Origin of the sequence: Demequina mangrovi (assembly GCF_000759715.1) — a bacterium.
GTDB classification, from domain to species: Bacteria; Actinomycetota; Actinomycetes; order Actinomycetales; family Demequinaceae; genus Demequina; species Demequina mangrovi.
In genome coordinates, this window is sequence record NZ_BBLU01000007.1 from 70,176 (window position 1) to 96,612 (window position 26,437).

Sequence of the window (26,437 nt, forward strand, 5' to 3'; positions counted from 1 at the left end):
GGCCGGGCGCGCCGCGCGACCGCAAGGGAGAGCGCGATGACCACGCACGCACCAGCACCGTCCATCGACGCGCACGTCGGGTTGTCCGACCGCGCCACCGCCACGCTCGTCGGGCTGCTGTACCTGGTCGGCACAGCGGCGGGCACGGGCAGCCTCGCCGCGACCGGCGGAGGGCTCGAGGGGCCCGACTACCTCGCGAGCGCGGACGAGGCCGGCGCCGGGCTCGCCGTCGGCGCGCTCCTGGTCCTCCTCATGGGGCTCGCGCTCGCGCTCATCCCCGTCGTCGCCTTCCCGGTGCTGCGGCGCGTGAGCGAGCGGCTCGCGGTGGGCTTCGTGGTCTTCCGCGGCGCCCTCGAGGGGACCTGGTACGTCGTCACCGCGATGACGTGGCTCGCGCTGTTCCGGCTCGCGGCCGACGGCGCCGCGCAGGGTGACGCGGGCAACGTGCTCTTCACCGCCGGAGAGACCGGCGGCATCCTTCAGAGCCTCGTCTTCGTGTGCGGGGCGACGATGTTCTACGTGCTGCTCATCCGCGGCCGCCTGGTCCCGCGATTGCTGGCGTGGTGGGGCCTCATCGGAGCGATCCCGTACGCGCTCGTCGCGATCCTCGGGCTGCTCGACGTCCTCGACGTGCTGTCGAGCACCGCGGTCGGCCTGCAGATGCCGCTCGCGCTTCAGGAGATCGTGCTCGCCGTGTGGCTCATCGCGCGCGGCTTCTCGAGGGCGGAGCGGCAGGTCGAGCCCGCCTGAGCCCTAGGCGACGCTCGCGCCGGGCACGGCCGGCTGCTGCTGCGTGATGCAGTGGATGCCGCCGCCGCGCGCGAACAGCGGGCGCGCATCGACCATCACGATCTCGCGGCCCGGATACGCGGTGGCGAGCACCTCCCGTGCGACCTCGTCGTTCGGGTCGTCGAAGGCGCAGCCGATGACCGCGCCGTTGCAGACCAGGTGGTTGACGTAGCTGTAGTCGACCCAGCCCTCGTCGTCGCGCAGCACCGTCGGCGCGGGCAGCGACACGATCTCGAGCTCGCGCCCCTCGGCGTCCGTGACGCCGGCGAGCGACGCCCGGAGCTCCTGGCACACCTGGAAGTCGGGGTGCTCGGGATCCTGCTGGTCGTGGAGCAGCACCGTCCCGGGGCTCGGGAAGGTCGCGACGATGTCGACGTGGCCGCGCGTGCCGAAGCGCTCGGAGTCGCGCGTGAGGCCGCGCGGCAGCCAGATCACCCGGCGCGCGCCGAGGGTGCGCACCAGCTCGGCCTCGACGTCCGCCTCGGTGAGTTCGGGGTTGCGGCCGGGGTCGAGCTGCACGGTGCGGGTCACGAGGAACGTGCCCTCGCCGTCGGTGTGGATGCCGCCGCCCTCGTTCACCATCGCCGAGTCGATGCGCGCCGCGCCGGCGGCCTCGGTCGCGATGAGGCTCGCGACCGCATCGTTCTCCCAGCTCGCCCAGTCCTGGCCGCCCCAGCCGTTGAAGACCCAGTTGACGGCCCCGAGCCCGGACTCGCCGAGCACGAAGGTCGGCCCGGAGTCGCGGTACCAGCCGTCGTCGACCGCACCCTCGACCAGGTCGACCTCGGGCGCGAGGTACCGGGACGCCACCTCGCGGTGCTCGGGCGCGACGATCATCGTGACCGGCTCGAAGGCGACGATCGCGTTGGCGACGGCGGCCCACGTCACCCAGGCCTCCTCGGCACGATCGCCGAGCGTGTAATCCGCGCTGGGCCACGCCATCCACGTGCGCGTGTGCGGCTCGGTCTCGGCAGGCATCGTCCAGGGCATGGGGGCTCCTTTCGCCCCGGCGCCGGGGATGCCGCTCAGAGTAGTGCCGCCGCTAGGACGCCGCGCTCACCCCGGCCGCGCCGGACGCGCGCCAATCGCGCGGCGTGACGCCGTGCTCGCGTCGGAAGGCGCGCGTGAAGGTGGTCGGATCCTCGAAGCCGGCGCTCGCCGCGATGTCCGCGATCGCGACGCCGGACAGCTCGGGGTCGACCAGCCGCCGCGCGGCCAGCTCGAGCCGCTGTCGCCGCAGGTAGTCGCTCGGCGTCGTGCCCACGTCCTCGAACACGTGATAGACCGTGCGGCGCGAGATGAAGAACTCCGCGGCGATGTCGTCGACCCGCACGCGCGGCAGGTTCACCGACACGAAGTCCTCGATGGCTCGCCGCAGCCCTCCGCGGGTGCGGGGCAGCACGCGGGCGCCCTCCGCGGAGGCCCTGATCATCGTCGCCGCGAGGTCCTTCACCACCTCCGCCGCCGGCGTCGCCCCGTCCGCGAGACCTCCGCGCCGATGCGTGTCGAGCGCATACGTGAAGAACACCCGCGTCGCATCGCTCGCCGGCACCGTGAGGCGCCCCAGCCCGTCGTGGAGGGCCGCGCGCGGGGCGTCGAGCGCGGCCCGCGACACCTGCACGATGAGCTGACGCTGACCAGGCTCGGAGTAGTCGAGGTAGTACGGCGAGTCCGTCGCGTACATCGACGCCGTCCCGGGACGGACCGAGACCATCCGCCTCCCCTGCCGGACCGTGCCGCGCGAGGCCAGCTGAAGCGAGAGGTGCAGCGCGTCTCCCTCGGCACGCGCCGCGAGGCGTTCGGATCGGTCGACCGTGTGGCCGTCCGTGGCGACGCACGAGATCGAGATGCTGTCGTCGAGCTCGAGCTGGTCCATCCGGCCCCGGAATCCGGGCTCGAACGCGCCGCAGTTGATCGGGATGAAGCAGCGGCTGACGACGTCCTGCCACGCGTCCGCGCTCGCTGCCGCGAGAACCACCATCACCGCCTCCTTGCGCTGATGCTTCGCAAACTAAGGCGACCCTCAGGCATTGTCAACAATCTTGGCCACAATGTGACCGAGTCGTTAGAACGGGTACTCGGCGATGCGTCCCTGCATCGTGACCCACTGGGTGTCGGTGAAGGCCTCGATGTTCGCCTCGTGCCCGCCGAAGCGGGCACCGGTGCCCGAGTGGCCGATGCCGCCGAAGGGCGCCTGCGCCTCGTCGTCGACCGTCTGGTCGTTGATGTGGACGATGCCGGTGGGCATGCGCTCGGCCAGCTCGAAGGCGCCGTACGGGTCGCCCGTGAGGATGCCGAGCGACAGCCCGTAGGGCGAGGAGTTGACCAGCCGCACCAGCTCGTCGGTCGTGGAGAAGGGGGTGATCGACGCGACCGGCCCGAAGATCTCTTCCGCGAAGGCGGCGTGACCGGGGTCGACGTCGGCGAGCACGGTCGGCGCGTAGAAGAGGTCCTCATAGGTGCCGCCCACGGCGAGGCGCGCGCCGGCATCGACGCTGCGGGTCACCACGGAGTGCACCTTGTCGCGCTGCACCGCGTCGATGATCGGGCCCAGCGGCGCGCCCGTCGACGGCGGGCCCGCGGGGATGTGCGCGGCCTTCTCGGTGAGGAGCTCGACGTAGCGCTCGTACAGGCTCTCGTGCACCAGGTGGCGGCCCGTGGTCATGCAGATCTGCCCCTGGTTGAGGAACGAGCCCCAGGCGCCGGCCGAGGCCGCGGCCTCGACGTCCGCGTCCTCGAGCACCGCGAGCGCGTTGTTGCCGCCCAGCTCGAGGTGGACGCGCTTGAGCAGCTCGCCTCCGCGCGCCGCGATGGCCCGGCCCGCCGGCGTCGAGCCGGTGAAGGAGATCACGGGGATGCGCGGCTCGTCGACCAGCGCCGCGCCGACCTCCGCACCGCCGGGGACCACGTTGAGCACGCCGACCGGCAGCCCGGCCTCCTCGAGCACCGCCGCGAGCAGCAGCCCGCCCGCGATGGTGGTGCGGGGGTCCGGCTTGAGGACCACCGCGTTGCCGAGCGCGAGCGCGGGCGCGACGGAGCGCATCGAGAGGATCGCCGGGAAGTTGAAGGGCGAGATCACGCCCACCACGCCCACGGGGACGCGGCGCGCCATGCTGAGGCGCGGACGGCCGGACCGCAGCAGCTGGCCGTACGGCACCAGCGCGGTGGCCGCGGCCAGGTGCAGCTCGGAGGCCACGAGGCCCACCTCGAAGGCGGCCTTGCCCGGCGCGGAGCCGACCTCGTCCTGGAGCCAGCGGATCAGCGCGGGCCCGTTCTCCTCGAGGATCGCCGCGGCGCGGCGCATCACCGCGGCCCGCTCCTCGGGCGAGGTGCTCGCCCAGGTCCGCTGCGCGCTCACCGCGAGATCGGTCGCGGTCTCGACGTCGGCCGCGGTCGCGACCGCGTACGAGGCGAGGCGCTCGCCCGTCGACGGCGACACCGCATCGTCCGTGGCCCCCAGCTCGGTCCATCCGCCCAGGTAGGTGCGGCCCTCCCACGTCGTCTGCTCGAAGAATCCCATGGTCATCCTTCCGTCGTGGCCGAGGCGGCCGTGGTGTCGTTCTGAGGGTCGGGGGCGCGCACGGCCGGGGCCGCGGGCGCGGGGGCGGCGGGGTGCGGCACCGCGACGACGCGGTGGCCCACCGGGAAGAGCGTGATGTCGAAGCGGGCGCGCAGCGCGCCCCAGATGCCCTGCGGGAGGAACAGCGTCACCGCGATCGCGAGCACGCCGAGCACCACGAGGTACCAGAGCCCCATCTGGCTGAACCACAGGTCCATGACGTAGTAGATGATCGCGCCGAGGATGGGGCCCTCGAGGGTCCCGATGCCGCCGATGAGGACCATGAAGATCATGAACGCGGAGAAGCTCACGGAGAAGATCTGCGACGGCGACTGCACTCCGATCTGCTGGAGGCAGATCACCGAGCCCGCGAGCGCCGCCATCACCGCGGCGAGCACGAAGACGATGCGCTTGGCACGGCTCACGTCGACGCCGAGGGCGCGCGCCGCGAGCTCGTTGTCGCGGATGCTCTGAAGTGCGACGCCCATGCAGCTGCGCAGCAGGAACAGCGACCCGATGAGCGTCGCGGTGAGGATCCCCAGCGCGAGCCAGTACGTGAAGAGGTTCCTCATCACGGGGTCCGCGGTGTAGTCCTCGATCCCGCGCCCGCGGCCCGCGCCGAGCGAGTCGAAGCGGATGACGATCTGCCGCACGGCCTCCGCGATCACCCACGTGCCGATCGCGAAGTATCCGCCGCGCAGGCGGAACGCCACGAAGGACAGCGCGAAGGCGATCACCCCGATCGCGACCGACGCGACCAGCGCGCTCGAGTACGGGTCGAGCCCGAGGTCGTTGAACACGAAGACCCCGTACGCACCCAGGCCGATGTACGCCTGCTGACCCACGGAGACCATGCCCGCGAAGCCGGCGAGCAGGTTCCACGCCGTCGCGAGCGTGATGAGGTAGAAGAGCTTGATCCATTGGCTGGTGACGGCGGGCTCGAACACGTACGGCGCCATCGCGAGCGCGACGATCACTCCCGCGCCGATGATCTGCACGGTGATCATGCGGCGACGCAGCCGGTCGACGCGCACCTGCCCGGGGACGAGCGGCTCCACCTAGACCACCACCTTGCTGCGGACGATGCCGGTCGGGCGGAGCACCAGCACCGCGAGGAAGACGAGGTTGCCCACGAGGAGCGGGAGCTCGGGGCTCACCACGCCCGCGAGGGTCTGCGCGACGCCGAGCACGATGCCGCCGGCGAGCGTGCCCCACAGCGAGCCGAGGCCGCCGATGATGACGGCCTCGAAGGCGAAGAGCACCAGCAGCTGGCCGTCGAAGGGCGTCACCCCGCCCTGGCGCATCCCGAAGAACACGCCCGCGAGCGCCGCGATGGCGAAGGCCAGGCCCATCGCGTAGGCGTAGACCCGGCGATGGTCGACGCCCATGAGCCTCAGCGTCTCGGAGTCGTCGGCGGCGGCGCGCATGTAGCGGCCGGCCCGGGTGCGCGCGAGGAACTGCTGGGTGCCCGCGATGAGCAGCACCGCGACGAGCATGGTGAGCAGGGGAAGCACGCCGATGCGCACGCCCTCCGCGACCTGCACGCTGCGGACCGCGAGGTCGCCCGTGGGGATCGCCTGCTTGTTGGTGGTGAAGAGCTCGATGAGGGCGTTGGGGATGATGATCGCGATCCCGAAGGTCACCAGCAGCGGGGCGAGCTCCCCGAGGCTGAGCGCGCGTTGGAGCAGCAGCCGCTGCACCCAGTACCCGACCACGCCGAGCAGCGGCACCACGACGAGGAGGCTCAGCCACACGCTCACGCCGAGCGTCGACAGCGCGACCGCGGCGAGGTAGGCGCCGACCGTCATGATCTCGCCGTGCGCGAGGTTGACCACCCGCAGGATGCCGAACGCGATCGACAGCCCGAGCGCGGCCATCGCGAACAGGCCGCCCAGCAGCACGCCCTGGACCAGCGCGTTGACGATCACCATGAGGCCACCTCGTGTCCGAAGTAGGCGTCGGTGATCGCCTGACGCGAGAGCTCGCCGGGCGTCCCCGCGAGGACCGCATGCCCCTCGAGCATGCACACGAGGCGGTCGGCGACGGCGACGGTGCGCTCGAGGTCCTGCTCGACCAGGACGATGCCGAGCCCGCCGCCGCGCACCGTGGCGAGCGACGCGTAGAGCTCGTCGATGACGATGGGCGCGAGCCCGAGCGAGACCTCGTCGAGCAGCAGCACCTCGGGGTTGGACATGAGCCCGCGCCCGATCGCGACGGCCTGCTGCTGGCCGCCGGACAGCTGCGACGCGTTGCGGCCGAGCAGGTCGCCCAGCATCGGCAGCGCGTCGACCACGGTGTCGACGGTCCAGCGCCCGTCGCGCCGCGAGCCGGCGCCGACCTCGAGGTTCTCGCGCACCGTGAGGCTCGGGAACAGACGCCGACCCTCGGGCACGAGGCACACGCCCAGGCGGTTGCGCTCGAAGTCGCGCACGTGGGTGACGTCCTCGCCGCGCAGCAGGACGCGTCCCACCGAGGGACGATGCGCCCCGGCGAGCACGCGCAGCAGCGTCGACTTGCCGGCGCCGTTGGCGCCGACGAGCGCGAGCACCTCGCCGGGCGCCACCTCGAACGAGAGGTCCGCGACCGCGCGCGAGTCGCCGTAGCCCGCCGAGACGGACTCGGCCGCGAGCAGCGCCGTCACAGCCCGCCTCCCAGGTAGACCGCCTGCACCTCGTCGCTGCGCATCACCGCGTCGGGCTCGCCGTCCGCGACGATCACCCCGGAGGCGAGGCACACGAGGCGCTCGACCACCGCGAGCAGCGCGCGGACCACGTGCTCGATCCAGATGATGGTGACGCCGCTGGCATGCAGGGTCCTGATGGTCTCCACCAGGCTGTCGCACTCGGCCTCGGTGAGGCCGCCCGCGATCTCGTCGAGCAGCAGCAGCTGAGGATCCGTCGCGAGCGCCCGGGCCAGCTCGAGCCGCTTGCGCCCGAGCAGCGGCAGCGCCCCCGCGGGGGTGTTGGCGACGTCGAGCATGTCCGCGAGGACCAGCGCCTCGAGCGCGCGGTCGTCCGCGGCCCTTCCGTGCAGCCCCGCCCCCGCCGTCGCGCCCGCGAGCGCGTTCTCGAAGACGGTGAGGTGGGTGAACGGGCGCGGGATCTGGAACGTGCGTCCCATCCCGGCCCGGGCCCGGGCATCGGCCCCGACCGCCGTGACGTCGCGGCCCGCGAAGCGGACCGTCCCGGCCGAGGCGCGCTCGGTGCCGTTGATGACGCTCAGCAGGGTGGACTTCCCGGCCCCGTTGGGACCGACGATGCCCAGCGCCTGCCCGGCGGGGACCGACAGGTGGACGGCCGTCAGCACGTCGAGCGCGCCGTACGACTTCGCTACCGAGTCGACCTCGAGGAGGGCCTCGCCGGCCCCCGCCGCGCGGGACATCACCACTCGAGCAGCTCGAGCGGACGGTCGACGGGCAGGTCCGGCACGGTGCCGGCGTCGACCACGACCCACTCCCACTCGCCGTCGTCCGTCTTCTCCCACTGGCCCATCGCCGTGGGGATGGTGGCGATGCCGGGGAACGGGCCGCTGGTGAAGTCGATCTGGCCGCCGAGCGTCATCATGTTGATGTCGTCGAAGGCCGCGACCAGCGCCTCCTTGTCGAACGGGTCGCCCGAGGCCTCGAGGCCCACCTTGGCGACCTCGAACAGCGCGCCGTTGAGCGGCGTCGCCTGGTTCCACACCAGGCCCTCACCCTCGGGGCTCGCGCTGAAGTCGTCGATCCACTCCTGCGGCGTGGTGCCGTCGAAGCTCGACTCGTACGGGAACGTGGGTCCCCACCAGGTCGCGAAGGCGAGGCCCTCGCCCAGGTCGTCCGGGATCGACGGCACCGTGGTCGGGAAGAACAGCGCCTTGCCCACCGTCGCGACCTTGGGCTCGAAGCCCTGCTGGGCCGCCTGGGTCCAGAAGGTCACGAAGTCGGGCGGGATCGGGATGCCGGAGATGATCTCGACGCCCTCGTCCTTGAAGGTCTGGATGATCGACGTGAAGTCGGCGGTGCCGTTCTCGTACGCGCCCGGGTCGACCACCGTGTAGCCGTGCGCCTCGACCAGCGGCGTGTAGCCGGTGTCGGGGTCGCGGAACGCGCCGCCGTCGGAGTCGTTGGGCCACAGCACGCCGACCTTCTTGTTGGTCTCGACCTGATCCCAGGCGAGCGGGTCGACGTCGCCGAAGCCCTCGATGCCGAAGAAGAAGTGGTGGGTCCACTCGAGCGGCTTGTCGGGTCCGAAGCCGCCGCCGAAGACCACCGCCTGCCACGGCGCGTTGGCCGTGAGGCAGGGCGTCCCGTGCGCCTCGCACTGCGCGACCACGGGGTTGACCGTCTCGGGCGTCGACGTCGCCATGAGCAGGTCCACCTGCTCCTCGGTGATGAGCTCCTGTGCGAGCTCGCCCGCCTTCGCGGCGTCGGAGCCCGAGTCGCGGTCGATGATCTCGACGGCGTAGGTGGTGCCGTCGATGGTGATGCCGTCGGCGAACTGCTCGCGGACCACGCTGAGCATGTACGGGTCACCGTCGGTGAAGCCGGTGAGCGTGCCGGTCGCCGGCGCGATGTAGCCGATGGTGATGGTCTCGGTGGCGCCGTCGCCTCCGGAGCCGCCGTCGCCTCCGGCCGCCGAGTCGGAGGGGTCGGCGTCGTCGACGCCGGCCGGGGTGCAGGCCGCGAGCGCGAAGGCCACGGAGGCCGATGCCGCGATGACGACCGCGCGCCGCCTTCCGCTGGCCAGGGACCTGAAGGGTGCAGGGTACGTCATGGGGGGACCGTCCAATCAGCGTGTGCTCACCTCGTCGTGAGCGGCTTCAGATTAGGAACGGTTCCCGCCCGCGCGGCTCGGATCCTGCGACCGCTGCGCAAAATGCCGATTGATCCGTCACCCTGTTCCGGCACCCGGGGAGCCTTCCTCACCGGCCGCGCCGAGGTCGCCTCGGAACGTCCCGGTGACGTCGTCCACCGCGGCGCCGACGGTCGGCGCGAGCCGGTCGGGGGTGAAGCGTTCGAGCTCGCCGTAGCGGCGCAGCATGTCCTTGACCGGTCCCTTGACCTCGGCGAGGACCAGGCGGATGCCGTGGGCGGCGAGGTACTCGTCGAGCTCGACGAGCGCGTCGATGGCCGTGGTGTCGATGTCGGTGATCGGCTCGGCCGCGAGGATCACGGTGCGCACCTCCGGCCCGGCCGCCGCGACCTCGTCCCGCACCCAGTCGGCGAAGACGCCTCCGTTGGCGAAGAAGAGCGGTGCGTCGAAGCGCAGCACCACGGCTCCGGGGATCGGGCGGGCGTCCTCCGGGTGGCGCGAGAGGTCGTGATAGCCGCGCCGTCCCGGGATCCGGCCCAGGCGCGCACGGTAGGGGCGCCACGAGCGGTCGACGAACGTGAGCAGCGACAGCACGATCGCCACGAGGATGCCCTCGAGCACGCCGACCACCAGCACGCTCACCATCGCGAGCAGCGAGAGCACCGCATCGACGCGCTTCATGCGCCACAGCGCGCGGACGGCCCGCGCGTCGATGAGGGTGAGGACGGCGGCGATCACCACCGCGGCGAGCGTCGGCTCGGGGAGGTACCGGGTGAGCCCGGGCACGAGCAGCATGAACACGACCACCAGCGCCGCTCCCACCGCCCCGGTGAGCTGGGTGCGCGAGCCTGCCGCATCGGCCACCGGCGTGCGCGAGGAGGAGGCGGAGATGGGGAAGCCGCCGAGCAGCCCGCCGCCGATGTTCGCGAGGCCGATGCCGCCGAGCTCGGCGTTGCCGCTCACGGTCTCGCCGCGTCGCGCCGCGAGCGTGCGCGAGAGCACCGCACTGTCGGTGAAGGCGACCAGCGCGATGCCCGCCGCCGGCGCGAGCAGCGCCGCCGCATCGTCCCATCGCAGGCCGCCGAGCGCGGGTGCCGGGAGGCCCTGCGGCAGCGCCCCCACCACGGCGACCTGGTCCTCGAGGCCCAGGACCGCGACGACCGCCATGCCCAGCACCACCGCGACCAGCACGCCGGGGACGCGCGAGCGGAGGCGGCGCATCACCAGGATCACCGCGAGCGACCCCGCGCCGAGCGCGACGGCCACCGGCACCGCCTCGCCGCGCGCGATCCCGTCGGCGATCGCGGCCGCGTTGTCCCACGGGGTCGACCGCTCGATCGAGAAGCCCAGCAGCGCGGGGATCTGGGTGAGGATCACGACGATCGCGATCGCGTGGAGATAGCCGAGCCGCACGGGCTTGGACAGCAGGTCCGTGACGAAGCCGAGCCTCAGCAGCGCGCCGACCAGCATGAAGGCGCCCACGAGGATCGCGAGCAGGCCCGCGAGAGCGACCGCGCGGTCCTGGTCGCCGTGCGCGAGCGGCAGGATCGCGGCAGCGATGATCGGCGCGAGCGCGGAGTCGGGGCCGAGCACGAGGATCCGCGACGGGCCGAAGGCGGCATAGACCAGCAGCGGCACGATGGTCGCGTAGAGGCCGGTCACCGGCGGCAGGCCCGCGACCTGCGCGTAGCCCATGCCCGCCGGGATGAGCAGCGCGGTCACGACGATGCCGGCACGGACGTCGGGCCACAGCCACGCGCGACGGTACTCGCGGACGATGCGCAGACCCGGCACCGCACGCTCGATCGCCGTGGCACGCATCGTCGCCTCCTCCCCCCATCGTCGCCCATGGAGGGATGGCGCCGCTCGGCGGGAGATCGGGCGTATCGTGTCGCCCCGACGGCGCTTCAGGGCCCGTGCGCGTGGACCCTCCGGCGGCGTCCCACTCTTTTGTTGAATGAAACTACAAACGTGTGGAATGGTCTCTGATCAGGAGTAATAGCCGTCCCGGAGCGCGATACCGTGCTCGATCCACACCTTGAGGGAGTCGAGCATCTGGGTCCAGCCCATGCAGTTGCGGAAGGCGGCATGCGCGCCGTCGTCGGAGTTCCGCCACGCGGACTCGGTGATGGTGACGAGGGTGCGCGCCCCGTCGTCGACGAGTTCGAGCGCGAAGACCACGGTGGTCCGGTCGGCGACGCCCGCGACGGCCTCCCACGCGATCACGAGGCGTCGGGGCGGGTCCGCCTCGACCACGGTGACCGGGAAGCGCCCGGGATGGTCGGCGAAGTCCCAGCTCACCTGGGCACCGGGATCGAGTCGGCCGCGCGCGCCGCCGGTGGCGAAGTACTGGGTCAGCTGTGCAGGATCGGCGATGGCCTCGTACACGGCGGCGGCGGGACGCGCGATCCTGCCGGACACGGTGAACGAGAGCGTTTCAGGCATATCGTTCATGTTGTATTTTTACAACATGATGGACACCGCTGACAAGGGCTCCGACGACGATCGGGTGTTCAAGGCCCTCGCCAACCCCCTGAGGCGGCGCATGCTCGATGCGCTGCGTGAGGCCCCGCGCACCACGGGCGAGGTGTGCGCCGCGCTGCCCGAGATCGACCGCACCACGGTGCTGCAGCACCTCAAGGTGCTCGAGGGTGCGGAGCTCGTCTCGGGCCGGCGCGTGGGCCGCGAGCGCCACCTCACGCTGTCGCCGCTGCCGATCAAGCGCATCCACGACCGCTGGATCGGCGCCTACGCGCAGGCCGCCGTGGACCTGCTCGCGCGGCTCGACGACGACGGCTGACCCTCAGCCGAGGACGCAGAGGGCCGTGTCGTCGCCCGAGAGCGCGTTCTCGTCATCCGCGGCCGCGATCACGATGAAGTAGTTGGACCGTTGTCCGAGGTTCTCGGTCATGTAGTCCCGATGACCGTCGCAGGCCGCCGAGAACGCATCCGCGTCGTCGAGCGTGGGCTCGCCGTCGATCAGCTCCCCCAGCGGCACCGCGTTGAGGATCTCGACCATGTGATGGCTGTCCTTGTCGCACTCGACCTCGGCGACGTCGAAGCCCGGCTCGTCCGTGGAGGTCAGGCACCCGCCGATGGCCGTGCCCCCGTCGACCCACACGAGCGCGTAGTCGCGCATCGCCTCATAGATGGTGAGGTACTCGTCGGTGTACCGGCGCGCGAGGCTCTCACCCACCCGATCGGTCGCGCGCGTGGACCCGGCCTCAGCAAGCTCCGCGTAGAGCTCATCGTTGGTCGTGGCGACCTCACCACCCTGGGCCGCCACTGCCGCGAACAGGCCCGAGTCCTTCTCGAGGCCCGCGTGCGCATCGCCGTAGCCGATGACCACGGCGTCGATGCCCGCCTGCGCCTCGACCGCCGCCGCCGCGCCGTCCGCGTCGATCCAGGTCTCCTCGGCGGTGCGGTCCACCGGGTAGAGCGCGAGGCTGACGTCGAGCGTGCCACCGGGCTCGATCGAGTCGGCCTCGCCCGCCACGCGCGCGATGCCCGCACCGGTGACGAGCCGCTCGGCGAGCGCGCATCCGATCACCCCCGTCACCCCGTACACCGCACGGCCGAGGACCGCGGCGCACTCGCCCGCATCGGTGAGACCGGTGTCGAGCGCGACGATCTTCAGCGAGCCGACCGTGCTGAGCGCGATGCTGCGCGTCTCGTGAGGGTTGGTGATCGCGAGCGCGACCTGCGCGTTCGGGTAGAGGTGCGCCTGCGTGTCGTGCTCCTCATCGGGCTCCGCGTAGGCGCCGCCGAGGGTCGAGACCTCGTAGGCGACGTCGATCGTGGCCTGCCCCGTGGCCGCGAGCGCAAGCGCGCCCGAGCCGTAGACCGTCGGTACGAGCGGCTCGACGCTCGGCGACGGCGAGGCCGCTCCTCCTCCACCGGCGAAGGTGCACGCCGTCAGCGCGGCCGCGATCGTGGCCGCTCCGGCGACCCTGGTCCAGTCCCTCATCCGCATGCGCGACAGCCCCCTCAGGCACGGCGATGGCCGTCACGCTAGCCGCGGGTGCATTGGTGCCCCAGGACCCCGCGCCTCGACACGCGGACGAACCGGACGGGTTCCCCCAGACCGCCCCGCGCGCTAGCGTGAACGCCACGTGACCAGGGGGGATGCTGTCATGACCATCGATCTGCGCCGTGCCGCGGCGTGCCTCTCGGCGACCGCCGCGCTCACCTTCGCTCTCGCCGGCTGCGCCGCCGACGACCCACCGCAGGCGGCGGCCACCGAGACGCCGCCCGTCGCCGCATCGTCCACCCCCGCGCCGAGCGCGAACGACGCAGCGACCTCGCATGTGGTGGACGGCATCGCCGAGCCGGCGGCCGACCAGGCCGCGGCGCTCGCCGCCTACGTTGCGATCGGGCAGGAGCAGATCCCGACCCTCATGGAGCTCGCACCCGGCATCTACTCCGAGATCACGATCCGCGGGGAGGGCGACAACACTCTCGTGTTCGAGTACACGTACGCCGACCAGGTCGACGCCGACGTCGCGGCCGCCGGCATCGACGTGATGGCGTCCACCTTCCAGGAGATGACGGCGAGCGTGATCATCCCCGAGATGCTCACCTATGGGATCACCGCGGACCCCCAGGTCGCCTACACCTACCTCAACGCCGACGGCTCGCTGATCTGGAGCCAGGCCTTCGGCGAGGAGTAGCCCCGGGACGCGCCGAAGGCCCGACCCGCGGTGCGTTCCCCCGCGGGCCGGGCCTCCGTGCGAGCTGAGCGCTCGGGCGAGCGGGCGTCAGCCGGTGACGCCCACGATCTCGTTGGTCGCGACGCCGACCTCGACCGACTTCCAGACCTCGCCGCCGACGTAGTCGACGATGTGGAGCGTGCCGGTGGCCGGCTCGGTCACGTACGCCATGCCGGCGAGGACGGTGAGCGCCGGGTGGGCGGTCTGCCACTCCTCGGGCGCCTCCCACGCGTCGATCACGTCGATCGAGCGCAGGACGTCGCCGGTCGCGGAGTCGATGACGCGGAGCGCGCCGTCCGTGCCGAGCACCAGGGACTCGCCGTCCACGCCGCGAGCCAGGCCGCGCCAGGTGTACTCGGCCTCGTCGCCGCTGAAGGGGTCGACGACCTGGATGGTCTCCGCCTCGGGGTCGATCAGGGTGATCTCGGTGAGGTTGATGCCGCCGTCGGGGTCGGTGCGGCGGTCGCCCAGGACGATGTCGTCGCCGTCGACGGAGTGGAGGTTGCCGGTGCGGGCGAAGTCGACGCCCGCGTCGATCTTGTGGACGTGGTCGCCGTGGAACACGAGGACGCCGTCCTCGCAGCCGACCATGAACAGCTCGTCGCCGTCCGAGGTCTCGAAGGCGGTCTCGCCGTGGACTCCGGGGCACTGCTCGCTTGAGGAGATGACCGCATCGTCGCCGTCGAGGAGCATCGCGCCATCGCGGCTGTCCTCGTCCCCGATGGTGATCATGAGCTCGCCGCCGTCGCTCGCGACCGCGACGCCGTGGTGGGCGGACTCCGTCGTGTGCTCGCGGACGATGTCGAGGTGGCCCTCCTCGACCATGTGCTCCCACTCGTCGGCCTCGACCACGGTGATCTGGCCGGTGCCGTCGTCGAAGAACGCGGCAAGGCCGTCGTGCACCACGAGGTGGCCGGGGGTCTCGGCCTCGACCCACAGGTCGGTGAGGGTCGGCGTGGTGGTGAAGTAGTGCGCGTGGTCGCCGTGCGCCTGGCTCCAGGTGCCCGCGTCGAGGATCTGGAAGCCGCCGGTGGTGGAGACGCCGACGTGACGGCCGTCGCCCGCGACGTTGAGGCGGGTGAAGCCGTCGAGCGCGATGTCCGCCTCGGTCTCGAGGGTGTTGGCGTCGAGGACCAGGATGCCGCCGTCATACGTGACGACGATGCGCGGGGTCTGCGCGGCCATCTCGGTCGAGGCCGCGGAGGTCTCCTCGGCCTCGTGGTCGTGGTCGTCGTGCGAGTCGACCTCGAGCGCGTCGGAGGAGGCGGTGACCTCGGCCTCCTCGGCCGAGCAGGCGGCGAGGGCGAGCACGAGGGCGGAGGCGCCGGCGATGGTCGCGGCGCGCTTCCCGAGCGGGGTGAGGGTCATGAGAGTGGAGCTTTCTACGTGCGGTGGACGCGCCCGGCGGGGCGCATCTCGTCACCCTAAGCGATAACGGGAACGATTATCAAACTCGCGTGCTCATGCCCGGTTCGGGTGGGGGCCGCGACCGTTTCGGGCACCTCGCACCTCGGTCGTAATCGGGATCTTTCGGACATCCGCAGATCTCGCTACGTTCGTGCCATGTACTCCCCGGAGCAGGACGACCCCGAGTACAAGGCCGCGATGTCGCGCGCCACCTTCTACGACCTCGAGGGCGACCAGACCAACGCGGGCGCGAACTACGAGGCGGCGGAGCGGCGCCGGAGCGAGATGGCGGAGGCGCGGTGGGCGAACCGCCGCCCGACATGGCCGCTCTTCGTCGCGCCGGTCGTCTTCCTCCTCCCGCTGGTCTCGCTCCACGACCTCCTCACCGCCGAGGTCCGATGGCTCGACGACCTCGCCGGTCGGGTGCCCGAGGGGATCGCCGAGGCCGCGCATGAGCACTGGTGGGGGGCCGTGCTGGTCGGAATCGCGATCTGGGCGCCATTCGCTGGCGCCGCGGTGCTGATGCGTCTCCTACGTGCGCGGGTCGGCGACTCCCTTCCCCGGCGATGGTTCCTCGTCCTACCGCGCTGGCTCTGGTTCTTCACCATCACGGCCATCCGCGGGGCCACGTGGGTGACCGGCGTCATCATCGCGTGGGAGGTGGGACAGGTGCTGCGCGGCGGCACCCCCGCGCCGCTGATGTGGACCGCCGAGGGCGCTCTGGAAGCGACCCTGCTCTCGATCGGCTCCTGGTGCTTCCTGCGCGCCTTCTTCCTCATGCGGCAGCACCCTCCTCGCCACACCTGACCTCCGCGCGACCCGTCCGCGCCCGGCTACGCTCCGAACGTGGGCCGAGGAGGTCACCATGGATGCATCCGACGCCGCCTACGCCCTGCTGCTGGGCTCAGTCGCCGCGTTCAACCCGTGCGGCTTCGCGCTGCTGCCCGCGTACCTGACCGTGCTGGTCACCGGCAGCGCAGGCGCGCACGATGCGGCGGTGCCGCGCGCGATCGCGCTGCGGCGCGCGCTGGGCTTCGCTGGCGCCATGACCGCCGGCTTCGTCGGGGTGTTCACCGCGTTCGGCCTGCTCTTCGCCGGTGTGAGCCTGAGCCTCCAGGCCACGGTGCTGCCTGCCATGTCGTGGGTGACGCTGGTGCTCGGGATCCTGGCGGTGATCCTCGGCGTCGTGATGACCCGGCATGGCGAGCTGCGCGGGCCGGGCCTGGGCGCGCTCGCGCGGGTCGGGCGGGCACCCGGACGGACCGTCTGGTCGCAGGTGGGCTACGGCGCCTCGTTCGCGCTGGCCTCGCTCAGCTGCACCATCGGGCTCTTCCTCGTGGTGGTGACCCAGGCGCTGGCGGCGACCGGGCCGGTCGCGACCCTCACGCCGTTCCTCGCGTACGGCCTGGGGATGGGCGCCTCGGTGGTGCTGGTCTCGCTGGCCGCGGCGCTTGCCGGCGGCGGTCTCGCGACCGCGGTGCGGCGGCGGACACCTCTGCTCATGCGGCTCGGCGGCGTGCTCATGGTGCTCGCGGGGCTGTACGTGACGCTGTTCGCGTTGGCGGAGATCCTGCCGCGCTACGGCATCACGGCCCTCGACCCCGTGCTGCTCACCACGTCCCGCTGGCAGTCCTCCGTGACGCTCGCGATCCAGTCGTGGGGCACGCCGGTGCTGGTGGCCGTGGTGGGGTTCGCGGCGCTCGCCACGCTGGGCGTGGTGGTCGCGGCGCGACGCGCGGAGCGACGGGCGGAGCGCACGGCCGGCTGACCGTCCGCCCCGCCCGGCTTCCGGATCAGACCAGGCGCATGCCCCACGCGAGCGTGTGCTCGGCGCCGGGCTCGAGGGTGATGAGGTTCTCCCCCGTGCGGAACGCGTCCGCGATGCAGGTCATCGGCTCGATCGCGACGCCGGCGCGGCGCACCCCGGCGACCTCGTCGCCCGTGCAGATCTGCCAGGCCTTCGCCTCGGAGTCGGCCCAGATCTCGACGGTGGAGCCGTCGGCCCAGCCCAGGCGCGACCACGAGCGGCCCTCGGCGTCGGGGATCACGTCGACCCAGGCATCGTCGAACGCGACGCCCTCGAGCGGGAGCGCGACGCGCAGGTCGAAGTCGCCGTCGACCGGCACGGCGCCCGTCGGGAGCAGGCGCTCGTCGACGGTGACGTTCGAGGCCGCGTCGAGCTGCAGCGTGCACTCGTCGAGGGGCGTGCCGCCCGGTGCGAACCAGGGGTGGAAGCCGAGGCCGTAGGGCAGCGCGGAGGCGCCGACGTTGCGCGCGACCGTGGTGATGGTGAGGCCGTCCTCGCCCAGCGCGTAGGTGGTCGCGAGCGCGAGCTGGAACGGGTAGCCGGGGCTGGCGACCAGCTCGTAGGCGAGCGTCACCGACGACTCGGAACGCTCCTCGACCGTCCAGGCCGCCCAGCACACCAGGCCGTGGAGCGCGGTTCCCCGGTCGGGCTCGGACAGCGGCACCTGGAGCTCGCGGCCGCCGAACTCGTACTTGCCGTCGCGAAGACGGTTGGGCCATGGCGCGAGGACCATGCCGTGGAACGCGGCGGGGAGCTCGTCGGCCGGGAACGGGATGACGACCTCGCGGCCGCCCACGGTGTACTCCCGCAGGGCGGCGCCCACGGTCGCGATGGTGGCGACCTGGTCGCCGAGGGTCAGGGTGATCTGGTCACCGGAGATGAATTCCATGGTCTGAGGCTATTCCCTCAGGCCCGGGACCCGCGCGCCGCCGGGCGCCCCGCGTGGGTCAGGTCGCCGCGATCTTCTCCGCGTACTCGACGAGGTCGGTCGCGGTGGCGCCGCCGCCCAGCGTGTAAGCGTCGCCGGAGTCGTCGATCACCAGCACGGTCGCCTGCGCCGCGACGTCGAAGCGCTTCCAGATCTCCCCGTCGAGGTCCACGATGTGCGTCATGCCCGTGACCCCGGAGTTGTCGACGAACTCCTGCATGTAGTCGAGGTCGTCCGACATGCCGGCGACGCCGACCACCTCGACGCCCTCTGGCATCTGCGGCAGCGCCTCGATGAACTCGCCGGCCTCCGCGTAGCACGTGGGGCACCACGGCGCCCAGAACCACAGGATCACGTCCGTGTCGTCGATCGACAGCCCGTCGAACTCGCCGCCGTCGAGCGTCGCGCCCGTGAACGCGAAGGCGTTGTCGGGGTCGGGCTCCGCGGCCATCGACTCGTCGCCGGCATCGTCCGAGCCCGCCGAGTCCTCGGCCATGGCCTCGTCGCTCGACTCGTGATCCGTCATCGCGTCGGCGGTCGCCGTGGCCTCCATGGCGCCGTCGGACGGCTCCATGCCGTCCCCCGCACCGGCGTCGCCGTCGCTCGCGCATCCCGCCAGCAGGAGCGCTCCGGCCGCCGCCGCCAGCATCGTCGTCTGTCGCATGTTCCCATCCTCCACCTCGTCCGGACCGATACGCGAATGGCGTTCGGAGCGCCCGAGAGGATGGATGGGTTCAGGGGACGGACTAGTAGCCTCCGCCGTCGCTGGCCATGTCCGTGAAGTGCGCGTAGTCCTTGCGGAACGCGACCTCGATGGTGTCCGTGGGTCCCGCACGGTGCTTGGCGACGATGAAGTCGGCCTCGCCCGGACGGTTCTCACGGTCGTAGACGTCCTCGCGGTGGAGCAGGATCACGATGTCCGCGTCCTGCTCGATCGCGCCGGACTCACGCATGTCGGACAGCATCGGCTTCTTGTCGCCGCGCTGCTCGGAGCCACGGTTGAGCTGCGAGATCGCGATGACCGGCGCCTCGACCTCCTTCGCGAGCAGCTTGAGCGCACGCGAGAACTCGGAGACCTCCTGCTGGCGCGACTCGACCTTGCGGCCCGAGGTCATGAGCTGGAGGTAGTCGACCACGATGAGCTTGAGGTCGTGCTGCTGCTTGAGGCGGCGGCACTTCGCGCGGATCTCCATGAGCGACATGTTGGGGCTGTCGTCGATGAAGAGCGGAGCCTTCGCCACCGTCGCGGCGGTCTGCGCGAGGCGCTCCCAGTCGCTGGGGCCCATCGGGCCCTTGGTGAGGTTGGAGAGCTTGACGCTCGCCTCGGCCGAGAGCATGCGCTTGGTGATCTCCTCGCGGCTCATCTCGAGCGAGAAGATGACGGCGGTCTGGTTGTGGTGGATCGCGCACGAGCGGGCGATGTCGAGGCCCAGCGTCGACTTTCCGACCGCGGGTCGCGCCGCGAGGACGACCATCTGGCCCGGCTGGAGCCCGCCGGTGAGGTCGTCGAGCGCCCGGAAGCCGGTGGGGACGCCGCGCATGGAGCCGTCGCGGGACGAGGCGGCGTCGACCTCCTCGAGGGTCCGCTCCATGATCTCGCCGATCGCGAGGTAGTCCTCGGAGTTGCGGCGCTCCGTCACGGCGAAGATCTCCGACGACGCGGCGTCGACGATCTGGTCGACCTCCGCGCCCTCGCCGTCGTAGCCGAGGTTGGCGATGCGCGTGCCGGCCTCGACCAGCTTGCGCAGGATCGCCTGCTCGCGGACGATGCGGGCGTAGTAGCCCGCGGACGCCGCCGACGGCACCAGCGAGATGACGGTGTGGAGGTACTCGGCACCGCCTACCTTCGACAGCTCGCCCTGGCGCTGCAGCTCGGCGCTGACGGTGAGCGCGTCGACCGGGTCGCCGGCGTTGTAGAGCTTCACCGCGACATGGAAGATCGTCTCGTGCGCCGGCTTGTAGAAGTCGTCGCCGCGGATCTCCTCGATGACGTCCGCCATCGCGTCCTTCGACAGCAGCATCGCGCCGATGACGCTCTGCTCGGCCTCGAGGTTCTGCGGGGGCAGGCGGTCGAAGCTGTTGCGGGGACCGGGGTCGGAGCCGTACGCGGCCTCGAGCTCGTCGACGGACATGTCGCTCCTCTCCCTTCGTTGCCGGACAGTGTCTCTCCGGGGTCTGACACCGGCGCGGAACCGGGTCAGACACGCGAATGTAGGTGCCGCCGAGCGGCGCCACAAATCGAGCGGAGGGCGCTCCGTGGACAACCCGTGGAGAACTGTGGACGGGCCGTGGATGGGCCCGGGACGACCCGTGGACAACCCACGGGCACGGGTGTGGACAAGGATGTGGATGACACGTCTCGAAACCGGCGAAGAAGGCGGCTACCTGGGGCCTTTGTGCGCTCTTGATTGTGGACAACTCATGGACGGGAAGTCCCCGGCGTGTCGCACCTCGGGCGTGTCGCGCCAGCGTGCCGAAACTCTGACAATTCGGACGCGCGGAGGGGGTGGCATGCCTCCGGTCCGCACTCTCTTGTGGGCGCTCGGGCAATGCGATCGGCCCGGATCGCGCTGCCGAACCGCACACTTGGCGAAGCACGAGCGACGCGATGCCCGGTGGGCCGCAACGTCAGCGTCGGCCGCGCACCGGCTGTCGGAGGCGGCCATCGATGGTGCGGTCGGCCTGACGCCGGCACCAGTCCGGCCTGTCGCGCAGGTCGCGGAACAGGAAGCGAAGCGTGAGATAACCCTCGGCGGCGAGCTCGGCGCTTCGCTCGTCGTCGCGCGCCACCGCGAGAGTTCCGGTGTGGTGGCGTTCGCTGTCCACCTCGATGGCCACCCGAGCGTCCCGATGCAGGAGGTCCACGGGCCGGCGCCGCCCCTGGGCCACGACGACCACCTGACGCTCGAGCACCCGATCGCGCGGGCGGTTGAACACCTCGCGCCGTGCCATGACCTCGCCTGGCGAGTGCGCACCATCCTGGAACTCGGCGAGGATCGCGTCGAGAGCGCGCCGGCCAGGCACACGCGCGATCCGCGCCGCGGCGTCGGCGACCTGCCGAGGAGTCGCGATGCCCAGCCAGAGCACCTCGTAGAGCAGGCCTTTGCGAGCCGACGGCGCCGCACGGCTCCACGCGTCGATCACCGCATCCTCGCGGGTCAGCGCCTCGCATCCGTAGGCGGAGGTGGTGTTCCGGGGCGGCGTGCGTCGTCGCACCCAGAGCCACGGCACCGTCGGGGCGTGGGTGCCGTGCGGCATCACCGCCTCGACACGCTCGGGCATCGGGAACGCGTGGTCGTAGACGTGGAGCGCGGAACGCCCGGCGATGAGGATCCGTCCGCCGGCCACCAGGGTGACGGCGTGGCAGCGTACTGCGTGAGAGTTCGCCACCGCGCGCGGCGCGTAGACACCGGGCAGCACCCGCACCAGCGCTCGGGCCTCCACCGCGCGCTCGAACAGGTGCTCGCCGAGCGCGACGACCAGCGTCGCGCGCAGCGACGCTCGGCGCGCGGACGTCAGCTCACCGGTCACCCGGGCCAACCGGGCCTCGATCTCCGCACGCGTGGTCACGGCGCCCATCCTGCGCCGACGGAGCGGCATCAGGTGGCCCTCTCCACAGAGGGGGTCCGGTCCCGACGCGCACCCGCGCCTGTGGACCGCACCCCCGCATCGCCCCGCCCCCGGCACCCGCGCGCGTGGTGGGCGCCTCAGCAGTGCGATTCGGCCCGATAGCCCTGCCCAAGCGCCCAGTTGACGATGCGGCGCGGAGCGAGCGGGTGCGGCGCGGAGCGAGCGGGTGCGGCGCGGAGCGAGCGGGTGCGGCGCGGAGCGAGCGGGTGCGGCGCGGAGCGAGCGGGCGCGGCGCGGAGCGAGCGGGCGCGGCGGGGGAGGTGCGGGTACGAGGAAGGCCCGGCCCCCGCGAAGCGGGAACCGGGCCTCTCGACCTGGAGAACCAGGAACTACTTGGCGGCCACCACGTTGACGGTGACGGTCGCGGCCACGTCCGTGTGAAGGGAGACCTTCACCTGGTACTCGCCCAGCGCCTTGATGGGCTGCGCGATGTGGATGCGACGCTTGTCGACGGTCGCACGGTCGCCGATGGCGTCCGCGATGTCGGCGGGCGACACGGCGCCGAAGAGGCGACCGGCCTCGCCGGCCTTGACCGACACGGTGACGGGAGCCGACTGCAGCGCGTCGCGCGCAGCCTGGGCACCCTCGATGGTGGCGATCTCCTTGGCGCGGCGCGCCTGGCGGAGACCCTCGATCTGCTTCTCGGCGCCGGCCGACCACGGGGTGGCGAGCTTGCGCGGAACCAGGTAGTTGCGGGCGTAACCGTCCTTGACGTCGATGACGTCGCCGGCGATGCCGAGGCCGGAGACCTCGTGGGTCAGGATGACCTTAGCCATGTGAGGGACCCCCGATCAGCGGCCGGAGCCGGAGTAGGGAAGGAGCGCCATCTCGCGCGCGACCTTGATCGCGCGCGCGATCTCGCGCTGCTCCTGGACGGTGACACCGGTGACGCGGCGCGAACGGATCTTGCCGCGGTCGGAGATGAACTTGCGAAGCAGCGCGGTGTCCTTGTAGTCGACCGTCGTGACCTTGGCGGCCTTGAGCGGGTTGACCTTCTTGCGCGGCTTGCGGATGTCGTGCTTAGCCATGTTGAAGACTCCTGAAGAAAAGTACCTGATCAGAACGGCGGCTCGTCCGACGCCGGGGCCGTCGCCCACGGGTCGTTCGAGGAGCCGCCGGCCGGCGAGCTGCTGTAGCCACCGCCCTGGTTGCCGCCGCCGAAGCCGCCGCCGCCCCCGCCGCCGAAGCCGCCACCCTGGCCGCCGCGCTGCGTGCGCGTGACCTTGGCGGTGGCGTAGCGGAGGGAGGGGCCGACCTCGTCGACCTGCATCTCCATGACGGTGCGCTTCTCGCCGTTCTGCTCCCACGAGCGCGCCACGAGGCGGCCGGTGACGACGACGCGCATGCCCTTGGTGAGGGACTCGGCGACGTTCTCCGCGGCCTCACGCCACAGGGAGCACCTCATGAACAGGGTGTCTCCGTCCTTCCACTCGTTCGACTGACGGTCGAACGTGCGGGGGGTGGACGCCACCGTGAAGTTGACGACGGCCGCGCCGGAGGAGATGAAGCGAAGCTCCGGGTCTCCGGTGAGGTTGCCGACCACGGTGATCTGAGTGTCGCCTGCCATGTTGTGTTCCCCTTGGTTACGTGTGAGTGCTGGTGAGAGTCGGGAGAGAGCAGCCCTTAGCGGGCGTCCGGACGGAGCAGCTTGGTGCGGAGGATGGTCTCGTTGAGACCCAGCTGGCGCTCCAGCTCCTTCGCGGTGGCGGACTCCGAGGTGAAGTTCACAACGGCGTAGATGCCGTCATTCTTCTTCTTGATCGGGTAGGCCAGACGACGACGGCCCCAGATGTCGAGCTTGTCGACGGTGCCCTTGTCGTTCGTGATGACCTGAAGGTACTTGTCGAGCGACGGGGTCACCGTGCGCTCGTCGATCTCAGGGTCGAGGATGATCATCATCTCGTACTGACGCATCTATACCCACCTCCTCTGGACTCATGCGGCCACGGACGTTCCGTGGCAGGAGGGTTGATGCTGTCGCGCCTCGCTCACCGGTGGGCGAGGGAGAACGCGACAGCACAGGATACCGTCCAGGAGGGACGATGCGCCAGTAGGAGTCCCAGGCGCCCACGATGCTCCCCCGTAGACTGGCACGGCGCAACGGAAGGGGTGCAGGTGAAGCAGGTACTCGTCGTCGGACTGGGTGGGGACATCGGCACCTACGCGTTCCAACGCGCGGCGCACGAGCGCTTCAGCTGGCGCTCCCTCGTGCTGTCGCCGCGGGTCACCACGTTCGGCCGCTACTCGCGCCTCGCCGAGTGGGTGATCGAGCCCGACGTCTTCACCCCCGAGACCCTGCTCGCACGCCTCGACGAGATCGCCGCGACGCACCCGGACCACGAGCTGCTGCTCTTCACCAACCTCGACTGGCACGTGCGCGTGCTCGCCGAGCATCGTGACCGGATCGACCCGCGCTGGCTGCTCCCCTTCCCGGACGTCGACACGTTCGACCGCGTCTCGTCCAAGGTCGCCTTCGCGGCGGCGTGCGACGAGGTGGGCATCCGCACGCCGTTCACGGTCGCCGTCGGCTTCACGGGGGACGATGCGCCGGCGGACGATGCTCCCGCCGAGGACGGCGCGCACGTCGCGGTCGCTCCGGCGGAGGCCGTCGAGCGCGTCCGCGCCGCGGGTCTCGAGTACCCGGTCATCGGCAAGCCGTCCAACAGCGCGGACTGGTTCAAGGCGAGCTTCCCCGGCAAGCAGAAGATCCACCACTTCACCTCCGAGGCGGAGATGGTCGAGGTCCTCGGCCACCTCGAGCGCCTCGGCTACCCGAGCGAGTTCCTGGTCCAGGAGTTCGTGCCCGGCGACGAGACCTGCATGCGCTCCCTCACCGCGTACCGCTCGCGGGACGGCGAGGTCACCCTCGTGGGCGGCGGGCAGGTGCTGCTCGAGGAGCACACCCCCGGCACGCTCGGCATCCCGGCGGCCATCCTCACCCAGGTGGATCAGGAGGCCTTCGACGCGGCGGCCCGCTTCCTCGATCACACCGGCTACTTCGGCTTCGCGAACTTCGACTACAAGGTGAGCTCGCGCACGGGCGAGCAGGTCTTCTTCGAGGCCAACCCGCGCATCGGCCGCAACAACTTCTACGTCACCGCGGCGGGCGTCAACGTCGCCGAGGTGGTCGCCCGCGACCTGCTTCCCGGCCACGTCGACGGGGAGGCCCCGCCGCGCACGCCGCCGCGCGAGGTCCTCTACTCGGTGGTGCCGTTCCGGGTGCTGCTGCGTTACCTCCTCGACCCCGCGCTGCGTGAGCGCGTCATCCGCGCGAAGAAGGCGCACGGCGTCTTCCACCCGCTGCGCTACCGCGGCGACCGGAACCTCAAGCGACGCCTCTACGTGCGCGCGCTCGACGTGCGGCTGGTGATGAAGTACCGCGAGCACTACCCGCGACCGACGGAGAGCGGGTTCTGATGGCGCGCTTCCCCTACCGCCCGCTGCTGGGCGACCGCACGCTCGTGCCCGTGGTGCTGGGCGGCGACATCGGCGGCTACTCGATCGCGCGGGCCTTCTACGAGGCCTTCGGCGTGCGCAGCCTGCTCATGAGCGCGACCCTCAACGGCATCGTCCGCGACTCCGCGATGATCGAGAACGTGGTGGTCCCCGAGATGGACGACCCCGACGTCATGGTCCGCGAGATGCTGCGCCTCGCCGAGGAGCGGCCCGGCGCGGACCTCATCGCGGTCGCGTCCGTCGACTGGCTGGTCCGCTCCCTCATCGAGCGCAAGGCGGACCTCGCACACGCCTACGCGATCCCCTACGTCGACGTGGAGCTGCTCGACACGGTCACGAGCAAGGACTCGTTCTCCGACCTGTGCCGCGAGCACGGGCTCGCCCACCCGCGCTCCGTGGTGGTGGACCTCGCGAAGGGACCGGAGGTCGACACGGGCGACCTCGAGTTCCCCGTCATCGCCAAGGCCGACGACTCCGCGGCGTATCACGCGATCGAGTTCGAGGGGAAGGAGAAGGTCTTCACCGTCCCCTCCCCCGAGGCGCTCACCGCGCTGCTGACGCGGATCCACGAGGCCGGCTACCGCGACGAGTTCGTGGTCCAGGACCTCATCCCTGGCGACGACGCCGGGCTGAGGATCCTCAACACGTACGTCGGCCTCGACGGCAAGGCCGCCTTCACGGTCTACGGGCACGTCCTGCTCCAGGAGCACCTGCCGGGCACCGTGGGCAACTCCTCCGTGGTGCTCACGATCGAGGAGCCGGAGGAGGTCGCGAAGGTCGAGCGGCTGCTCGAGGCGATCGGCTGGCGCGGCTTCGCGAGCCTCGACATGAAGGTGGACCCGCGCACGGGCGAGACCGTGTACTTCGAGCTCAACCCGCGGCTCAGCCGCTCGAACTTCTTCGTCACCGGCGCCGGGATCAACCCCGCGGTGGCGTACGTGCGCGAGCACGTCCTGGGCCTGCCCGCGATCGACGACGCGTACCCGCCGCAGCAGCGGCAGACGCTGTTCACCATCCTCCCGAGGCCGCTGGTGATGCGGTACCTCATCGACAAGGACACCCGCACGCTCGCACGCCGCCTGTACCGCCGGCGCCGGGTGTCGCATGCGCTGTGGAGCCGTGCCGAGCGCGCCCCGCGCCGGATCGCGTACCTCGCGGCGCATCAGCTCAACCACGTGCGCAAGTACCGCCGCTGGTACCCGCGCACGGCGCAGGCCGCCGAGCGCGCCTCGATCGCGGGGATGCCGCACGAGGGCCGCGCGGTGCGCGGCGCCGACTGAAGCCCGACCTCCTGAAGGGACGATGCCGCGGCGACCGCCGCATCGTCCCCCGGGACGCGGAAAGCCCGGGCCCCCCTCAGCG

At 71.5% G+C, this 26,437-nt stretch carries 27 protein-coding genes; 7 read left to right on the top strand and 20 right to left on the bottom strand.

Translation table 11 applies throughout. The features are described from left to right. The first annotated feature begins 36 nt into the window (after nucleotides 1-36). Nucleotides 37-750: a DUF4386 domain-containing protein gene (locus TR42_RS07960; RefSeq protein WP_042214705.1), complete on the top strand. Its 714-nt coding sequence runs from the start codon at nucleotides 37-39 to the stop codon at nucleotides 748-750. A 3-nt stretch (nucleotides 751-753) separates the two neighbouring features. Here TR42_RS07960 and TR42_RS07965 read toward each other — a convergent pair whose 3' ends face one another. The 10 genes from TR42_RS07965 to TR42_RS08010 all read right to left on the bottom strand — a co-directional run bounded on the left by TR42_RS07965 (nucleotide 754) and on the right by TR42_RS08010 (nucleotide 11,583). After that, nucleotides 754-1,779: an agmatine deiminase family protein gene (locus TR42_RS07965; protein WP_042214707.1), complete on the bottom strand. Its 1,026-nt coding sequence runs from the start codon at nucleotides 1,777-1,779 to the stop codon at nucleotides 754-756. A gap of 52 nt (nucleotides 1,780-1,831) precedes the next feature. After that, nucleotides 1,832-2,770: a helix-turn-helix transcriptional regulator gene (locus TR42_RS07970; RefSeq protein ID WP_042214709.1), complete on the bottom strand. Its 939-nt coding sequence runs from the start codon at nucleotides 2,768-2,770 to the stop codon at nucleotides 1,832-1,834. 84 nt (nucleotides 2,771-2,854) lie between these two features. Continuing rightward, complete coding sequence (locus tag TR42_RS07975) at nucleotides 2,855-4,309, bottom strand: aldehyde dehydrogenase family protein (RefSeq protein WP_042214710.1); 1,455 nt, start codon at nucleotides 4,307-4,309, stop codon at nucleotides 2,855-2,857. Nucleotides 4,310-4,311: 2 nt separating this feature from the next. Then, entirely contained in the window at nucleotides 4,312-5,406 is a 1,095-nt protein-coding gene (locus TR42_RS07980) for a branched-chain amino acid ABC transporter permease (protein ID WP_052405824.1), read from the bottom strand. Beyond that, the gene (locus TR42_RS07985; RefSeq protein ID WP_042214712.1) at nucleotides 5,407-6,279 is read right to left on the bottom strand and encodes a branched-chain amino acid ABC transporter permease; all 873 of its coding nucleotides are present in this window, start codon (nucleotides 6,277-6,279) and stop codon (nucleotides 5,407-5,409) included. It lies immediately after the preceding gene. Continuing rightward, nucleotides 6,273-6,989 (bottom strand): ABC transporter ATP-binding protein, encoded by a 717-nt coding sequence (locus TR42_RS07990; protein WP_042214713.1) that lies wholly within the window; start codon nucleotides 6,987-6,989, stop codon nucleotides 6,273-6,275. Before TR42_RS07990 ends, TR42_RS07985 begins: the two co-directional genes overlap by 7 nt. Further along, on the bottom strand, nucleotides 6,986-7,729 hold the full coding sequence (locus TR42_RS07995) for an ABC transporter ATP-binding protein (RefSeq protein WP_042214715.1): 744 nt from the start codon (nucleotides 7,727-7,729) through the stop codon (nucleotides 6,986-6,988). The genes TR42_RS07990 and TR42_RS07995 overlap by 4 nt, the downstream gene beginning before the upstream one ends. Continuing rightward, nucleotides 7,729-9,099: an ABC transporter substrate-binding protein gene (locus TR42_RS08000; RefSeq protein WP_042214716.1), complete on the bottom strand. Its 1,371-nt coding sequence runs from the start codon at nucleotides 9,097-9,099 to the stop codon at nucleotides 7,729-7,731. The genes TR42_RS07995 and TR42_RS08000 overlap by 1 nt, the downstream gene beginning before the upstream one ends. Nucleotides 9,100-9,216: 117 nt before the next feature. After that, complete coding sequence (locus tag TR42_RS08005; RefSeq protein WP_042214718.1) at nucleotides 9,217-10,959, bottom strand: SulP family inorganic anion transporter; 1,743 nt, start codon at nucleotides 10,957-10,959, stop codon at nucleotides 9,217-9,219. Nucleotides 10,960-11,127: 168 nt separating this feature from the next. After that, the gene (locus tag TR42_RS08010; protein WP_236623402.1) at nucleotides 11,128-11,583 is read right to left on the bottom strand and encodes an SRPBCC domain-containing protein; all 456 of its coding nucleotides are present in this window, start codon (nucleotides 11,581-11,583) and stop codon (nucleotides 11,128-11,130) included. A 25-nt stretch (nucleotides 11,584-11,608) separates the two neighbouring features. On the opposite strand from TR42_RS08010, the gene TR42_RS08015 reads away from it, so the two are divergent. Continuing rightward, complete coding sequence (locus TR42_RS08015) at nucleotides 11,609-11,938, top strand: ArsR/SmtB family transcription factor (RefSeq protein ID WP_201770792.1); 330 nt, start codon at nucleotides 11,609-11,611, stop codon at nucleotides 11,936-11,938. Nucleotides 11,939-11,941: 3 nt separating this feature from the next. On the opposite strand, the gene TR42_RS08020 is transcribed toward TR42_RS08015, so the two are convergent. Further along, nucleotides 11,942-13,111 (bottom strand): hypothetical protein, encoded by a 1,170-nt coding sequence (locus tag TR42_RS08020; protein WP_042214722.1) that lies wholly within the window; start codon nucleotides 13,109-13,111, stop codon nucleotides 11,942-11,944. 160 nt (nucleotides 13,112-13,271) lie between these two features. Here TR42_RS08020 and TR42_RS08025 point away from each other — a divergent pair, with 160 nt between their 5' ends. Further along, nucleotides 13,272-13,808 (top strand): DUF4854 domain-containing protein, encoded by a 537-nt coding sequence (locus tag TR42_RS08025; RefSeq protein WP_042214724.1) that lies wholly within the window; start codon nucleotides 13,272-13,274, stop codon nucleotides 13,806-13,808. A gap of 87 nt (nucleotides 13,809-13,895) precedes the next feature. Here the strand turns inward: TR42_RS08025 and TR42_RS08030 are convergent, their stop codons facing one another. Then, entirely contained in the window at nucleotides 13,896-15,215 is a 1,320-nt protein-coding gene (locus TR42_RS08030) for a hypothetical protein (protein WP_042214726.1), read from the bottom strand. Nucleotides 15,216-15,410: 195 nt separating this feature from the next. Here TR42_RS08030 and TR42_RS08035 point away from each other — a divergent pair, with 195 nt between their 5' ends. Together TR42_RS08035 and TR42_RS08040 are read left to right on the top strand one after the other, a co-directional pair. Then, complete coding sequence (locus tag TR42_RS08035) at nucleotides 15,411-16,061, top strand: hypothetical protein (RefSeq protein ID WP_042214730.1); 651 nt, start codon at nucleotides 15,411-15,413, stop codon at nucleotides 16,059-16,061. Nucleotides 16,062-16,119: 58 nt separating this feature from the next. Continuing rightward, a complete protein-coding gene (locus tag TR42_RS08040) occupies nucleotides 16,120-17,022 on the top strand; it encodes a cytochrome c biogenesis CcdA family protein (RefSeq protein ID WP_042214732.1) in 903 nt (300 codons plus the stop codon). 25 nt (nucleotides 17,023-17,047) lie between these two features. Here TR42_RS08040 and TR42_RS08045 read toward each other — a convergent pair whose 3' ends face one another. The 8 genes from TR42_RS08045 to rpsF all read right to left on the bottom strand — a co-directional run bounded on the left by TR42_RS08045 (nucleotide 17,048) and on the right by rpsF (nucleotide 23,533). Beyond that, nucleotides 17,048-17,950 (bottom strand): aldose 1-epimerase family protein, encoded by a 903-nt coding sequence (locus tag TR42_RS08045; protein ID WP_042214734.1) that lies wholly within the window; start codon nucleotides 17,948-17,950, stop codon nucleotides 17,048-17,050. Between the two features lie 58 nt (nucleotides 17,951-18,008). Then, entirely contained in the window at nucleotides 18,009-18,653 is a 645-nt protein-coding gene (locus tag TR42_RS14295; protein WP_052405826.1) for a redoxin domain-containing protein, read from the bottom strand. Nucleotides 18,654-18,735: 82 nt separating this feature from the next. After that, nucleotides 18,736-20,121, bottom strand: a complete 1,386-nt coding sequence (dnaB, locus tag TR42_RS08055; RefSeq protein ID WP_042214736.1) for a replicative DNA helicase — start codon at nucleotides 20,119-20,121, stop codon at nucleotides 18,736-18,738. A gap of 496 nt (nucleotides 20,122-20,617) precedes the next feature. Next, nucleotides 20,618-21,559: a DUF559 domain-containing protein gene (locus tag TR42_RS08060; RefSeq protein ID WP_042214738.1), complete on the bottom strand. Its 942-nt coding sequence runs from the start codon at nucleotides 21,557-21,559 to the stop codon at nucleotides 20,618-20,620. Nucleotides 21,560-21,948: 389 nt separating this feature from the next. Further along, nucleotides 21,949-22,395: a 50S ribosomal protein L9 gene (gene rplI, locus TR42_RS08065; RefSeq protein WP_042214740.1), complete on the bottom strand. Its 447-nt coding sequence runs from the start codon at nucleotides 22,393-22,395 to the stop codon at nucleotides 21,949-21,951. Nucleotides 22,396-22,410: 15 nt separating this feature from the next. After that, nucleotides 22,411-22,647 (bottom strand): 30S ribosomal protein S18, encoded by a 237-nt coding sequence (rpsR, locus tag TR42_RS08070; RefSeq protein WP_042214742.1) that lies wholly within the window; start codon nucleotides 22,645-22,647, stop codon nucleotides 22,411-22,413. Nucleotides 22,648-22,676: 29 nt separating this feature from the next. Further along, the gene (locus TR42_RS08075) at nucleotides 22,677-23,186 is read right to left on the bottom strand and encodes a single-stranded DNA-binding protein (protein WP_042214744.1); all 510 of its coding nucleotides are present in this window, start codon (nucleotides 23,184-23,186) and stop codon (nucleotides 22,677-22,679) included. 56 nt (nucleotides 23,187-23,242) lie between these two features. Further along, the gene (rpsF, locus tag TR42_RS08080) at nucleotides 23,243-23,533 is read right to left on the bottom strand and encodes a 30S ribosomal protein S6 (protein ID WP_042214746.1); all 291 of its coding nucleotides are present in this window, start codon (nucleotides 23,531-23,533) and stop codon (nucleotides 23,243-23,245) included. 201 nt (nucleotides 23,534-23,734) lie between these two features. Here rpsF and TR42_RS08085 point away from each other — a divergent pair, with 201 nt between their 5' ends. Both TR42_RS08085 and TR42_RS08090 read left to right on the top strand, forming a co-directional pair. Beyond that, nucleotides 23,735-25,036, top strand: coding sequence for a carboxylate--amine ligase (locus TR42_RS08085; RefSeq protein WP_052405865.1), 1,302 nt, complete (start codon nucleotides 23,735-23,737; stop codon nucleotides 25,034-25,036). Then, complete coding sequence (locus tag TR42_RS08090; RefSeq protein WP_042214751.1) at nucleotides 25,036-26,355, top strand: carboxylate--amine ligase; 1,320 nt, start codon at nucleotides 25,036-25,038, stop codon at nucleotides 26,353-26,355. The genes TR42_RS08085 and TR42_RS08090 overlap by 1 nt, the downstream gene beginning before the upstream one ends. The last annotated feature ends 82 nt before the right edge of the window (nucleotides 26,356-26,437 follow it).